Raw genomic sequence first — 13586 nt, 5'->3', positions numbered from 1 at the left:
AAAACAGATGTTGAATGTCGGGCCGCCATCGCGGGCAAGCCCGCTCCCACAGGGTATTGCGTTGGTTATTCGCGCTTGAGCATCACCGGCAACTGCGCCACCAGCTTCTGATTGTTCAACGGTGCACGAATAAACCCGCGTTGAGTCCCGTCCGGCCCGATCACTGCGAGGTTGCCGCTGTGGTCGACGGTGTAGTTCGGCTTACTGGTGTCCGCCGGAATAAACGGAATACTCACCGCATTGGCCAGCTTCTGAAGGTCTTCGACCGAGGATGCCGTCAGCCCGATGAACTGTGGATCGAAGTAGCCCAGGTATTGCTTGAGTTGCTTGGGCGTGTCGCGGTTCGGGTCGACGCTGACCAAAACGACCTGCAACTTGTCCACAGCATCCGCCGGCAGTTCACTCTTGATCTGCCGCAGTTGGGCGAGGGTGGTCGGGCAGATGTCCGGGCAGAAGGTGTAGCCGAAGAACAACACACTCCATTTGCCTTTCAGCTCGTTGATCGCCACCGGCTTACCGTCCTGATCGGTCATCTTCACGTCCGGCAGGTTACGGCTTTGGGGCAACAGGATGATCCCCGCATCGATCAGTGCCGTCGGGTCGCCCTGGTTTTTTCCGGTCAGAACTTTATTGATGGTCAGGCCCAGGATCAGCGCGATCAAGGCGACGAGAATGAAGACGGTTTTCTGGGTTCGAGTCATAGGTTCAACAGTAAGTAGTGGTCTACGAGCAGCGCGATAAACAGCAGGAACAAGTAGTAAATAGAGTACTTGAACGTGTTGATCGCCGCGTGCGGCCGAGTGCCACGGTACAGCACCACGGCCCATTGCAGAAACCTCGCGCCCAGTACGAGGGCACAAATCAGGTAGAGCACGCCGCTCATGTGGATCACGTAGGGCATCAGGCTGACGGCCAGCAGCGCAAAGGTATAAAGCAGGATGTGGACTTTGGTGTAGTGCTCGCCATGGGTCACCGGCAGCATCGGAATGTCAGCCTTGGCGTATTCCTCTTTGCGGTGAATCGCCAGCGCCCAGAAATGCGGTGGAGTCCAGGCGAAGATAATCAACACCAGCAGCAACGGTTCGGCGCTGACATGACCGGTGGCGGCGGTCCAGCCGAGCAGTGGCGGGGCCGCACCGGCGAGGCCGCCGATGACGATGTTCTGCGGCGTCGCGCGTTTCAGGAAGCCGGTGTAAACCACGGCATAACCGAGCAAGGAGGCGAGGGTCAGCCATGCCGTCAACGGGTTGGTGAAGGCCAGCAGCAAAGCCTGGCCGAGCACCGCCAGCACCAGCGCGAAAGTCAGCGCAGCGGTTGGAGAAACCCGGCCTTCGGCCAAGGGCCGCTTGCGAGTTCGGGCCATGACCGCGTCGATGCGCCGGTCCACCACATGGTTGACCGCCGCCGCACCGCCGGCACACAAAGCAATCCCCAGATTACCGAACACCAACACCGTCCACGGCACCCCGGCGCGCGTCGCGAGGAACATGCCGACCAGCGAGGTGATGAGCATCAGCACCACCACTTTCGGCTTGGTCAGCTCCAGGTAATCGCGCCAGATTGCCTGACTGTGACGTTCGCCGATCAGGGTCGCCATGGCATTTCTCCTTTTATTGTTATGGGCCCGGCCGAGTGTTTACGCAGGCTGAGACGCCAGCGTACTGGGGGCTGATGCTTGACCCGAACCAGGCTGGTTCGCGCGTGATAATTGACCAGCACCATCGTCAGCAACAGCGCTGCACCGCCGGCGTTGTGGGCGACGGCCACCGGCAGCGGCAAGTGGAACACCACATTGCTGATGCCCAGGGTGATTTGTGCGGCAAGGGCGATCAGCACCATGGCGGCCAGGCGCGTCATGCCGACGGCCTTCAGTTGCCAGGCCAGACCGAGCAGAACGAGGGTGACCAGTAGCGCGCCGATACGGTGAGTCAGGTGAATCGCGGTGCGGGCATCGCTGTCCAGTTGCCCGCCCAGGTAATTGGGGCCGATGTGTTGGGTCAGGTGAAAGCCGTTGGCGAAATCAGTCGGTGGCAGCCATTGCCCGTGGCAGGTTGGAAAATCGATGCAGGCTACCGCCGCGTAATTGGAGCTGACCCAGCCACCCAGGGCAATTTGCAGGATCACCAGCAGCAATCCGGCGGTTGCCCAGTGCTGCAAACGCCGTGGCACGGTCAGCGCCGGCAACACGCCGGACAGGCGCAGGGTCAACAGAAACAACAGGCTCAAGGTCGCAAAGCCGCCGAGCAAATGCCCGGTGACCACTTGCGGCCAGAGCTTGAGCGTCACCGTCCACATGCCGAATGCCGCTTGGGCGAGCACCACCGCCAGGACAAACAACGGCAGTTTCACCGGCTGCCCCGGATGATGACGATGGGTCCAGGCGCGGCCCGCCAGCACCGCGATCAGCAGCCCCAATGTGCCGGCGAAGTAGCGATGAAGCATCTCGTTCCAGCCTTTGTTGGCTTCCACCGGCGCGTCGGGGAAGTGCAGTTCGGCATGGGCCAGTTGGGCTTCGCTGTTCGGCACGCTGATAAAGCTGTAGCAGCCGGGCCAGTCCGGACAACCAAGACCTGCATGGGTCAGGCGGGTGTAGGCGCCGAGCAACACCACAATCAGTGCCAGCAAGGTGGCAAACAGCGCGAGGCGAAATCCAGGTTTGGCCATGACGATGCCCTTATCCGATGTTCGACAGTTTCAGCAAATGGCGCAGGTCGTTGAGCAGGTCCTTGCCCTTCACCGTCGGGTCGTAGCGCAGCACCAGGTTGCCGTGAGGGTCGATGATCCACAGGTGCGGGGTGTCATTGCTCTGAGCGCCTTTGCTGTAGGTCGGCGGGTCCAGGGAATAACGTTGCAGCTGCGGGTACTCACGTTGAAGTTTAGTCTCGTAATCGCTGTTCAGCGGCTGTGCGATGGCCAGCGCATGGCTGGCGCGGGAGGCATCGCGACCGAGGCCGATCTGGATCTGGCGCGCCAGATACACCAGCTGCTGGCAGTCCACCGAACAGTCCTTGGGCGCTGTCACCAGCAACTGCCAGCGGTCTTCTTGCGCCGGTACGCCGATGTCGGCGCGGGTCTGGCCATTGCCGATCAGTTCACCGTGATAACTGCGGCCCTCCGGCACCCAGAACTGCAATTTGTACATGCCGGTGGCGAGGATCATCGGACCCACCACGCCCAACAGGATCAGTAACAACTGCAAGCGCCCGCGCCGACGATTTACCGGCGTTTTCGCCTCAGACATGCCGAGTGGATTCATGGCCGCTCCCATTATTGTTCTCCTTTGCGTTGTGCCAGCCGAGATAGAGGTAAAGGCCGAGCAGGGCTATCGACAGGGCGAACCACTGCACGGCATAAGCCAAGTGTTTTTCCGGCCCCATGGCCACCACCGGCCAATCGGCCTGGTAGGTCGCGGGGCCGCTTTGTGCGCGTAATTCGTAGGCGAAACCATCACGGTCAAGCGCCGCCCAGAGCCTGGCCGGTTCAATGGCGGTGACCAGTTGTGGCCAGGTCGTGGTGTCTGGGTCGGTATGCAATTGGAACGTTGCGCCGGGGGAAACGTAGACCCAGGCGTCGAGGCTCAATGCCTGAGTCGGTGTGGTGAATGACGGCGGTGTGCGCCGATCCGGCCACGGCAACCAGCCGCGATTGACCAGCAGCCAGAGCCCGGTTGCCCGGTCCTGGAACGGTTGTAGCAGCTCGACCCCGACCTTGCCGTCGCGCTGACGGTTGTCCAGCAGCAGGCTATGTTCGGCATCGAACTGACCGTGCAGGCGAACCCGGCGGAAGGCCGGATCTTCGGTGTGTTGCAGTTCAGTGCTGGCCATCGGTTCGGCCGCCCGGCGCTCGGCGTAGCTTTGCAGCAGCGCGCTTTTCTCCGCGCCCCGGCTCAACTGCCAGAAACCGAGTGACACCAGCAAAGGCAGCAGCATCGCGACCACCAGGGTCGGCAAGAGGCCCGGCCGGAAGCGTTTCATGGCGTTGCCAGAAAGTCGGTAATCGCGATAGCTATACTCAAATGCATCGCCTGTCCCCCGGAGTGTCACCATGCTCAAAGCAGCCATCGTCCTGATGCTGATTGCCACGGTTGTCAGCCTGTTCAGCGGCCTGTTTTTTCTGGTCAAGGACGACAGCCACTCGAATCGCCTGGTCATCGCCTTGAGTGTTCGTGTTGCGCTGGCCGCCACCACTGTCGGCTTGATCGCCTGGGGTTTTTTCAGCGGGCAGTTGGTGTCTCACGTGCCTTGGTAGTCATGAAAGCCAAGGCTCAGAGCACATAGACGAAAACGAACAGACCGATCCACACCACGTCCACGAAGTGCCAGTACCAGCTCGCCGCCTCGAAGGCGAATTGATGGTCGGCATCGAAGTGCCCGCGCATGATCCGCATCAGCATGACGAACAGAATGATCGTGCCGATGGTCACGTGGGCGCCGTGGAAACCGGTGAGCATGAAGAAGGTCGCGCCATAGATGCCGGAACCCAGAGTCAGGCCCAGTTCGTGGTAGGCGTGCAGGTATTCTTCGGCCTGGAAACCGAGGAACGCGCAACCGAGCAACACGGTCAGCGCCAGCCAGATTTTCAGTGCGCCGCGATGGCCCTTCTTCAAGGCGTGGTGAGCAATGGTCACGGTGACGCTGGAACTCACCAGCAGCACGGTATTGAGCAGCGGCAGGCCCCAGGGGCTGATGACTTCCTTGGGGGGAGGAAAGAGTTTCGGGTCCGGGTTGTTCAGCAGCGGCCAGGTGAATTCGAACGTCGGCCACAGCATGTGAGCGAGGCCTTTGGTGCCTTCACCGCCCAGTGCCGGGCCCGTGATGTTGCGCACATAAAACAGCGCGCCGAAAAAGGCGATGAAGAACATCACCTCCGAGAAAATGAACCAGCTCATGCCCCAGCGGAACGAACGGTCCATCTGTGCGCTGTACAACCCTTGGCGACTTTCCTTGATCACCGTGCCGAACCAGCCGAACAGCATGTAGGCCAGCAGCAATCCGCCGACGAAAAAGATCAGCGGACCGTGGGATTCCGGCCGCGCAGCCTTCAGGTCGTTGAACCAGGTGCCCAGGCCGAACACCGTGACGAACATGCCGACCGTGGCGATAATCGGCCATTTGCTCTGGGCCGGAACGTAATAATGTTCATGAGTTGCCATTTATTGTTCTCCTTATCGGGCACGCTTTAACGTCTAGCCGCCGGTGCTTGCTGCAACAGCCACGGGCGGATGACGTGCGGTGATGTCGAACAGCGTGTAGGACAGCGTCAGGTGCTTCACTTCCTTGGGCATGTCGCGGTCAACAATGAACCGTACCGGCATCTCGATTCGCTGACCGGGCTGCAGCACTTGCTGGGTAAAGCAGAAACATTCGGTCTTGTGGAAGTACGCGGCTGCGTTGCTGGGCGCGATGCTCGGCACTGCCTGAGCACTCATCGGGCGATCAGTCGGGTTATGGGCGATAAAAATCATCTCGTTCACCGCCCCGGGGTGCGCGACCAGTTCATCGCCCTTGGGATAGAAATCCCAGGCCATGTCGGCGGCGTTGGTCGACAGAAACTGCACGCGAACCTGCCGCGAGACGTCGACCGTTTGCTCGCCTTCATACTGTCCGGAGGTTTTGCCATTGATGCCGAACGCCTGGCACATCACGTCGTAGATCGGCACCAGGGCAAAGCCGAAGACAAACATCGCCACCACCACCAGCAACAGGCGAGTGACCAGTTTCTTCATCGAAATCGAATCAGCCATGATTTCCAACCTCCACCCACGATCCTGTGGGAGCGGGCTTGCCCGCGATAGCGGTATGTCTGACACACCGCGCTGGCCCTATCGCAGGCAAGCCAGCTCCCACAGGACCGAGGCGTTTCATTTCACTTCCGGCGGCGTGGTGAAGGTGTGATACGGCGCTGGCGACGGAATGCTCCACTCCAGGCCTTCGGCGCCGTCCCACGGTTTGGCCGGTGCCGGCTCGCCGCCGCGAATGGTCTTGATCACGATGAACAGGAAGAAGATCTGCGTGGCGCCGAACATGAACGCACCGATCGACGACACCATGTTGAAGTCGGCGAATTGCAGGTTGTAGTCCGGAATCCGTCGCGGCATGCCCGCCAGGCCCACGAAGTGCATCGGGAAGAACGCCAGGTTCATGCCGATGAACGAGAGCCAGAAGTGCAGCTTGCCGAGGGTTTCGTCGTACATGTGGCCGGTCCATTTGGGCAGCCAGTAGTAGGCCGAGGCGAAGATCCCGAAGATCGCCCCTGGCACCAGTACGTAGTGGAAATGCGCGACCACGAAGTAGGTGTCCTGGTATTGGAAGTCCGCCGGGGCGATGGCCAGCATCAACCCGGAGAACCCGCCAATGGAGAACAGAATGACGAACGCCACGGCGAACAGCATCGGCGTCTCGAAGGTCAGCGAGCCTTGCCACATAGTGCTGGCCCAGTTGAACACCTTGACCCCGGTGGGCACCGCGATCAGCAGCGTTGCGTACATGAAGAACAACTCGCCCACCAGCGGAATGCCGACCACGAACATGTGGTGCGCCCAGACGATGAACGACAGGAACGCAATACTCGCCGTGGCGTAGACCATCGAGGTGTAGCCGAACAATGGCTTGCGCGAAAAGGCCGGAATGATCGAGCTGACGGCACCGAAGGCCGGCAGGATCATGATGTACACCTCGGGGTGACCGAAGAACCAGAACACATGCTGGAACAACACCGGGTCTCCGCCACCGGCGGCACTGAAGAAACTGGTGCCGAAGTGGATGTCCATCAGCATCATCGTCACGCAGCCGGCCAGCACGGGCATCACTGCAATCAGCAGGAACGCGGTGATCAGCCAAGTCCAGACGAACAGTGGCATTTTCATCAGCGTCATGCCGGGGGCACGCAGGTTGAGGATGGTCGCGATCACGTTGATCGCCCCCATGATCGAACTGATCCCCATCAAGTGGATGGCGAAGATGAAGAACGTCACGCTTTCCGGCGCATAGGTCGTCGACAGCGGGGCATAGAAGGTCCAGCCGAAATTCGGCCCGCCGCCAGGGGTGAAGAGGGTCGATACCAGTAGCAGGAATGCTGCCGGCAACAGCCAGAAGCTGAAGTTGTTCATCCTCGGCAAGGCCATGTCCGGCGCGCCGATCATCAACGGGATCATCCAGTTGGCGAGGCCTACGAAAGCCGGCATCACCGCGCCGAACACCATCACCAGACCGTGCATGGTGGTCATCTGGTTAAAGAATTCCGGCTGGACGATTTGCAGTCCCGGCTGGAACAGTTCGGCACGGATTACCATGGCGAACGAGCCACCCAGCAGGAACATGGAGAACGCAAACCATAGGTACAGCGTGCCGATATCCTTGTGGTTGGTGGTCAGCACCCAGCGCATCAGGCCTTTGGCGGGGCCGTGGGCGTGGGCGGTGCCGGTATGAACATGGTCATCGACTACAGCAGTCATGTCCTGTCTCCTGCAAACGGATGGGCTGGGCGGGCCGGGGCTTCATGCCCCGAGCGGTTCCTTACATGCGCAATTAACCGGGTCATTTGCTTTCCGCCTGTTTCAGCTCCAGCACTTCTTTAGGGGTGACCATGTCGCCTTTGTTGTTGCCCCAGGCGTTACGCTCGTAGGTCACGACTGCTGCGATATCGACTTCCGACAGCTGTTTGCCGAACGCCGCCATGGAGGTGCCGGGCTTGCCGTGGAAAACGATGTTCAGGTGATCCTTGATCGGCCCGGTGGCGATTTTCGAGCCCTTGAGTGCCGGGAACATCGGCGGCAGGCCCTGGCCTTCAGCCTGGTGACAGGCCACGCAGGTGGTGTGATAGACCTTGTCACCGCGCTCCTTGAGCTCGTCGAGGGTCCATTCCTTGCTGGTCAGCTCTTTGAGCTGCGCAGCTTCCGCCTTGCGCTCGCCCAGCCAGGTTTCGTAATCGGCCTTTTCCTTGACCTCGACCACGATGGGCATGAAGCCGTGATCCTTGCCGCACAGTTCGGCGCACTGGCCACGGTAGATGCCGGGCTTTTCGACACGGGTCCAGGATTCATTGACGAAGCCCGGGATCGCATCGCGCTTGACCGCGAAGGCCGGCACCCACCAGGAGTGGATGACGTCGGCGGAAGTCACCAGAAAGCGCACTTTGGCACCGATCGGCAGCACCAGCGGCTTGTCGACCTCCAGCAGGTAATGCTCGCCCTTGGTTTCCTTGTTGTTGATCTGATCGGCGGGGGTGTTCAGGTTGCTGAAGAATTCGACGTCCTGACCCAGGTACTTGTAGTGCCACTTCCACTGGTAACCAGTGACCTGGATATCGATATCCGGCTCAGTGTTGTCGTACATCTGGATCAGGGTGGCGGTTGCGGGAACCGCCATGGCCACCAGAATGAGCAGGGGCACGATGGTCCAGAGAATTTCGACGGTGGTGCTTTCATGAAATTTTGCGGCCACCTGCCCGGTAGAGCGGCGGTGGACCATCATCGACCAGAACATGGCGCCGAAGACGATGATGCCGATCACTACACAGATCCAGAAAATGGTCATGTGCAGGTCGAATACTGCGTGACTGATTTCAGTCGCTCCAGGCGCCATATTCACAGTCCAGGCCGCTTGCGCCTGACTGAAAATCGACCACAACAGGAGGCCCATCCAGACATGTGGATGTCGCATCATTGCGGGTTCCCCTTATAGTTCTTTTTATCCCGCCGGCTTTCACCTGCGGCAAGGGAGCGGCTTTTTCAGACTACGAACTTGAATCGCCGAGCCTTGCTGCATATGCAGTCGGGCGTCATCAGCTAACTCCATTCAGATCCGAGTATAGACAGCGACTGCCACCTCGCAATGCGATGACGTAAATCGACTGAAACAGGTTGGACTTGCGTTCCATGTCACGAATGGAGAAGGATGCAGACGAGTGGTGGCAAATCGATATAACGTAGATGTCTCAAGGATGAAATAATTATGACAAATGCGTCTTAGGCTTTTTCATAAGCCAGCTAAGTTATGTCTTCCCTATTTCATTGCCTTGTTTCCTGGAGTTTTCATGAACACCGCCGCATTGCGCGAGCAGATCCAAAAAGCCCAACAACACGAGGCCGAGACCGGCCTGTTAACTCGACAACTGGAAACCCAACTGCCGCACCTTCACTCCGCCATCCAATTACCGGATGTCGATGCCAACGGCGTAATGACGCGTTTTGTGGCCGCGTATATAGAACAAGTGCCGGACCTGTTGGACGCAGCCAATGAAGTTGCCAGGGAAGCGGGCATCGAGTCACAGATCAAACCGGTGCTGAAAATCGCCGAGCAGTTCTTCCTCCAGCCGCCAGCAATCATGGCCGGTCACGTGGGCCTGGACAGCCTGCTGGACGAAGCCTATCTGGCGCATCGGTTGGTCGAAGAGGTCAACGATCTGTACATCAAGCATTTTGGCCAGCCATTGATCCCCTTGGACATGACAGTTGCCAACCTGATTGCCCACCAACTGATCGGCGAGGAATTTGCCAATCAACTGGATGAGGCAGTGCATCACGCTGTGGACGAGATGCTTAACGATGAAAGTTTCGCGCTGGAGTCGGTAGAAGCCTACCGCGAGAAACTCAACAGCCCGGACACCGGCGCCGCGTGGAAGCGCTGGCCGTGCCTGTCGCGCCAATTGGGCGTGGGCCTTGAGCTGGATCAGCCAGCGGCTTGATTTAACACGGTAGCAATTGAACACCTGTGGGAGCGGGCTTGCTCGCGAAAGCGGCGGATCAGTCGACATTAATGTTGAATGATCGACCGCATTCGCGAGCAAGCCCGCTTCCACATTGTTTTTAAGCGGCTGAGCCTACTCCGGTTGTGGTACGTAACCGTCCTTCAAGCCTGCGCTTCAACCCCCGCGCTTCGATTAACAGCTTCGAACCCTTCGCCGCATTGGCCCGGCCCCACTCCTCAAGCAACTCCAGACACGAGTGATCGATGTAGCTCAGGTTATTGAGCGGCACATGCACCGTTGCACCTGCCGGAATGCTCCCCAGCACTTGGGTCAGCGCCGGTACCTTGAGGAAGGTCGCCGCCCCCACCAGTCGCAGCTCCATCTCGCCGTCTGCCGGCAAGTCGATCAGGCTGATTTTCAGGCGCGAAGCCTTCCAGGCCAGTTTGGCCAGCGTCAGGCCGAAGCCGATCAGCACGCCGGTCAGCAGGTCGGTGAAGATGATTGCCAAAGCGGTCGCCGCATAGGTGAACATCGGCATCCGGCCATAACGGCCCAGACCGCGAAAGGCCTTGAGATCCACCAGTTTGAAACCGGTGTAAACCAGAACCCCCGCCAGACTTGCCACCGGAATGCTTTGCAGCACGCTCGACAGTAGCAACACGAACGCCAGCAACCACAGGCCATGAAACACCGTCGACAGTCGGGTGGTGGCGCCGGCCTGAACGTTGGCCGAGCTGCGCACAATCACCCCGGTCATCGGCAGCGCACCGAGCAACCCGCAGAGCATGTTGCCCACACCTTGCGCCGACAATTCGCGGTCGAAGTCCGAGCGCTGACCGCTGTGCATGCGATCCACGGCGGCGGCCGAGAGCAGGGTTTCGGCGCTGGCGATAAAGGCCACGGCGAAGGCAGCGATCAGCAAGGCCGGGTCTGCGAGATTGAGCAGATCCGCCGGGCGCAGCCAATCGATGGCTTCCGCCAGGTTGGCCGGAACTTCCACACGTTTGACTTGCAATGCGAGCACCAGGCTGGCGACCGTTGCCAGACCAACCCCCAGTAATGCTCCGGGAACGAAACGCAGGGAGTGCGGGCGGAATTTTTCCCACAGCCACATCACGGCAATGGTCGACAGTCCGAGCAAACCCGCCTGCCAGCCAAACGACGGCAAAGCCTGAATCAGCGCAGCGGGGAAGGCTGCCAGGTTATCCAGCCCCGAAGGCTTGGGCACGGCATCGAGCATCACATGCACCTGTGACAGCACGATCAGCACCCCAATCCCGGCGAGCATGCCGTACACCACCGCTGGAGCGGTGACCCGAAACCAGCAACCCAGTTTCAAACGCCCGGCCACCAATTGCAGAAAACCCGCCAGCAGCAGGATCGGCCCGAGCATGGCAATGCCATGTTGGCGCACCAGTTCGAACACCAATACCGCCAGACCCGCTGCCGGGCCGCTGACTTGCAGCGGCGAACCGGCAAGCCAGCCGACTACCAGGCCCCCGATAATGCCGGTGATCAGGCCTTTGGACGGCGGCAGCCCCGAGGCGATGGCGATGCCCATGCACAAGGGCAGGGCGACCAGAAATACAACCACCGAAGCCAGCAGCTCCCGTGGCAGAACAGCTTTTAGTTGAGCGGCACGCATTGTGACTCTCCCGGAGTTTTTTTCAGGCGTGGCAAAGCCGTGCCGCCAGATCGGCAGCCTCGGCTAAACCATACTTAGGAGGATTTAGAAGCGCGCTTTGGGCGTCGCCACCGGAATGGGATGGCTGCCATCGAGCGGCAGGAAACAACCCTGATCCGCATCGTAAGCCTGGATTTCGCTGGTTTCGATGTTGTAGACCCAGCCATGGATAAACAGCTGACCGTTTGCCATGCGTGAGGCCACTGATGGGTGCGTGCGCAAATGTTGCAACTGAGCAATCACATTCTCTTCGGTGAGGATGTGCATGCTCTCGTTTTCATCCGTGCAATGGCAGTTGTCCTGGACCATGGTTTTCGCCACTTCGGCATGACGCAGCCAGGCTTTGACCGTCGGCATCTTTTCCAGGCTCTGCGGGTTGAGCACTGCACGCATGGCGCCACAGTCAGAGTGCCCGCAGATAATGATGTGCTGTACGCCGAGGGCCAGCACCGCGTATTCGATGGCCGTGGAAACACCGCCGTTCATTTGCCCATAGGGCGGCACGACGTTGCCGACGTTGCGGGTCACGAACAAGTCGCCGGGAGCGCTTTGGGTAATCAGTTCGGGAACGATGCGTGAATCGGCACACGCGATGAACATCGCCCGAGGCCGCTGGGCCGTGGCGAGTTTTTTGAAGAGTTCTTCCTGCTGCGGAAAGATCTCGTGATGAAAGTGCAAAAAGCCGTCAACGATATGCTGCAGCGCTGCATCGGCGGTTTCCGCCTCGGGTTGGGCTGAAGCCGACGCAGCCAACGGCTGTTTATCCTTGTCACTCATGATTCATCCTCTTTGGCGGAGTCAGGGGAATTTTCCCGTTTTGTCCGGTGTGAAGCCAGTGGCTGTTTAAAAAACATCCAGGTCGAAGAGCCAGACCCATCAGTCACTCGATGAACAAGGTAGCCGTTGAAACTTAACTCAAACTGAATAAAACGCTCTAGAACGAGTGTTCCAGGTCACAAAAAACGTGACCGGCGCGAAACGCGGTGTCGTGTTCACTACTCAACCATAGGGCCAATTGTCCTTAAATCAACGACATTTGGCGGCCCGGCGGACAAAAGGATTCGCAATCCAGATTGAAACCTTCCCGACGATTGAGCCCCAGGCGTTTGATGGTTTTGGCAAAGCGTTGTGCCAACAGGTCGGCAAACGGCCCTTCACCGCGCATTCTGGCACCGAATCGGCTGTCGTAGAGCTCGCCCCCACGGCTTTGGCGGATCAGGCTCAACACATGAGCTGCACGCTGAGGATAGTGGGCGGCCAGCCATTCTTCGAACAGCGGCGCCACTTCCAGCGGCAGGCGCAACATCATGTAGGCCGCACTCTGGGCACCCGCAGCATGAGCTTCGGCCAGCAGGCTTTCGAGTTCGCTGTCGTTGATCATCGGAATCATGGGGGAACACAAGACCCCCACAGGAATACCGGCCTCGCGCATCACCCGGATCGCCCGCAGCCGTGCCTTGGGTGCCGCGGCGCGCGGTTCGAGGATACGTTTGAGTTCATCATCCAGCGTGGTCAGGCTGATCATTACCGCCACCAGCCTTTGCTCGGCGAGTTCAGCCAGCAAGTCCAGATCGCGAAGAATCAGCGAGCCTTTAGTGATGATGGTCACCGGGTGGCGGTAACGCAGCAGCACTTCCAGGGTTTTACGGGTGATTTTGTGTTCGCGCTCGATCGGCTGATAAGGGTCGGTATTGGAGCCAAGGTTGATCGGCGCGCATTGATAGCCGCGTTTGGACAGTTGTTCTTCCAGCACGTCGGCGGCGTTGGTCTTGGCGATCAGTCTGGTTTCGAAATCCAGCCCCGGGGACAGATCCCAATAGGCGTGGCTGGGCCGTGCATAGCAATAGATGCAGCCATGCTCGCAGCCGCGATAGGGGTTGATCGAGCGATCGAACGGCAGGTCTGGCGAGTTATTGCGGGTGATGATGGTTTTTGCCGTCTCGATGCGCACCTCGGTGCCTTGGGTGATCGGCGCTTCCTGATACCAACCGTCGTCTTCGGCCACTGAACGGTTAGGCGCGAAGCGGTTGTGCGGGTTGGTGGCGGTGCCGCGGCCGCGAGGGGGCAATGGCGCATTCATGGGAGAGGTCCTGATTGCTGTATGTGCATACAGTATCTCGAGGATTGTCGGCGGGCTAGTGCCGTTCGGCGAATGAAGTACTGGATCTGGAAGATAGTGAAGAACCGGAACTCGACGCTCATGGGCTGTCAGGCA

General features: G+C 59.5%; 14 protein-coding genes. 2 read left to right on the top strand and 12 right to left on the bottom strand.

Annotation, left to right across the window (positions count from 1 at the left end; translation table 11 throughout):
- Positions 1-65 precede the first annotated feature (65 nt).
- Genes AB7M26_RS04900 through AB7M26_RS04880 form a run of 5 tightly spaced genes read right to left on the bottom strand, consistent with a single transcriptional unit; the run spans position 66 to position 3974 of the window.
- On the bottom strand, positions 66-701 hold the full coding sequence (locus AB7M26_RS04900) for an SCO family protein (protein ID WP_063341991.1): 636 nt from the start codon (positions 699-701) through the stop codon (positions 66-68).
- On the bottom strand, positions 698-1597 hold the full coding sequence (gene cyoE, locus AB7M26_RS04895; protein WP_123500532.1) for a heme o synthase: 900 nt from the start codon (positions 1595-1597) through the stop codon (positions 698-700). Before cyoE ends, AB7M26_RS04900 begins: the two co-directional genes overlap by 4 nt.
- Positions 1585-2664 (bottom strand): COX15/CtaA family protein, encoded by a 1080-nt coding sequence (locus AB7M26_RS04890; protein WP_123500534.1) that lies wholly within the window; start codon positions 2662-2664, stop codon positions 1585-1587. Before AB7M26_RS04890 ends, cyoE begins: the two co-directional genes overlap by 13 nt.
- A 10-nt stretch (positions 2665-2674) precedes the next feature.
- Positions 2675-3268 carry a hypothetical protein gene (locus tag AB7M26_RS04885; protein WP_123500536.1) on the bottom strand — a complete coding sequence of 198 codons (594 nt, stop codon included), beginning with the start codon at positions 3266-3268 and terminating at the stop codon, positions 2675-2677.
- Positions 3234-3974 (bottom strand): SURF1 family protein, encoded by a 741-nt coding sequence (locus tag AB7M26_RS04880; RefSeq protein WP_123500538.1) that lies wholly within the window; start codon positions 3972-3974, stop codon positions 3234-3236. Before AB7M26_RS04880 ends, AB7M26_RS04885 begins: the two co-directional genes overlap by 35 nt.
- A 70-nt stretch (positions 3975-4044) precedes the next feature.
- Between AB7M26_RS04880 and AB7M26_RS04875 the strand changes: the two genes are divergently transcribed.
- The gene (locus tag AB7M26_RS04875; RefSeq protein WP_030129650.1) at positions 4045-4248 is read left to right on the top strand and encodes a twin transmembrane helix small protein; all 204 of its coding nucleotides are present in this window, start codon (positions 4045-4047) and stop codon (positions 4246-4248) included.
- A gap of 16 nt (positions 4249-4264) precedes the next feature.
- On the opposite strand, the gene AB7M26_RS04870 is transcribed toward AB7M26_RS04875, so the two are convergent.
- The 4 genes from AB7M26_RS04870 to coxB all read right to left on the bottom strand — a co-directional run bounded on the left by AB7M26_RS04870 (position 4265) and on the right by coxB (position 8663).
- Positions 4265-5152 (bottom strand): cytochrome c oxidase subunit 3, encoded by an 888-nt coding sequence (locus tag AB7M26_RS04870; protein ID WP_123500540.1) that lies wholly within the window; start codon positions 5150-5152, stop codon positions 4265-4267.
- Positions 5153-5185: 33 nt separating this feature from the next.
- A complete protein-coding gene (locus tag AB7M26_RS04865) occupies positions 5186-5743 on the bottom strand; it encodes a cytochrome c oxidase assembly protein (protein WP_063341987.1) in 558 nt (185 codons plus the stop codon).
- A 117-nt stretch (positions 5744-5860) separates the two neighbouring features.
- Positions 5861-7453 carry a cytochrome c oxidase subunit I gene (ctaD, locus tag AB7M26_RS04860; protein ID WP_050681399.1) on the bottom strand — a complete coding sequence of 531 codons (1593 nt, stop codon included), beginning with the start codon at positions 7451-7453 and terminating at the stop codon, positions 5861-5863.
- An 82-nt stretch (positions 7454-7535) separates the two neighbouring features.
- Entirely contained in the window at positions 7536-8663 is a 1128-nt protein-coding gene (gene coxB / locus AB7M26_RS04855) for a cytochrome c oxidase subunit II (RefSeq protein ID WP_123500542.1), read from the bottom strand.
- Between the two features lie 370 nt (positions 8664-9033).
- Here coxB and AB7M26_RS04850 point away from each other — a divergent pair, with 370 nt between their 5' ends.
- Positions 9034-9684 carry a hypothetical protein gene (locus AB7M26_RS04850; RefSeq protein WP_063341985.1) on the top strand — a complete coding sequence of 217 codons (651 nt, stop codon included), beginning with the start codon at positions 9034-9036 and terminating at the stop codon, positions 9682-9684.
- Between the two features lie 121 nt (positions 9685-9805).
- Here the strand turns inward: AB7M26_RS04850 and AB7M26_RS04845 are convergent, their stop codons facing one another.
- The 3 genes from AB7M26_RS04845 to AB7M26_RS04835 all read right to left on the bottom strand — a co-directional run bounded on the left by AB7M26_RS04845 (position 9806) and on the right by AB7M26_RS04835 (position 13451).
- A complete protein-coding gene (locus tag AB7M26_RS04845) occupies positions 9806-11332 on the bottom strand; it encodes a SulP family inorganic anion transporter (RefSeq protein WP_123500544.1) in 1527 nt (508 codons plus the stop codon).
- Positions 11333-11416: 84 nt separating this feature from the next.
- A complete protein-coding gene (locus AB7M26_RS04840) occupies positions 11417-12148 on the bottom strand; it encodes a carbonic anhydrase (protein WP_008076209.1) in 732 nt (243 codons plus the stop codon).
- Between the two features lie 244 nt (positions 12149-12392).
- Complete coding sequence (locus AB7M26_RS04835; RefSeq protein WP_123500546.1) at positions 12393-13451, bottom strand: PA0069 family radical SAM protein; 1059 nt, start codon at positions 13449-13451, stop codon at positions 12393-12395.
- Between the last annotated feature and the right edge of the window lie 135 nt (positions 13452-13586).

The sequence above is a fragment of the Pseudomonas sp. F-14 TE3482 genome, assembly GCF_053629455.1.
The sequence above is the reverse complement of the archived record's forward strand: the minus strand, read 5'-3'. Positions and strand labels throughout refer to the sequence as shown.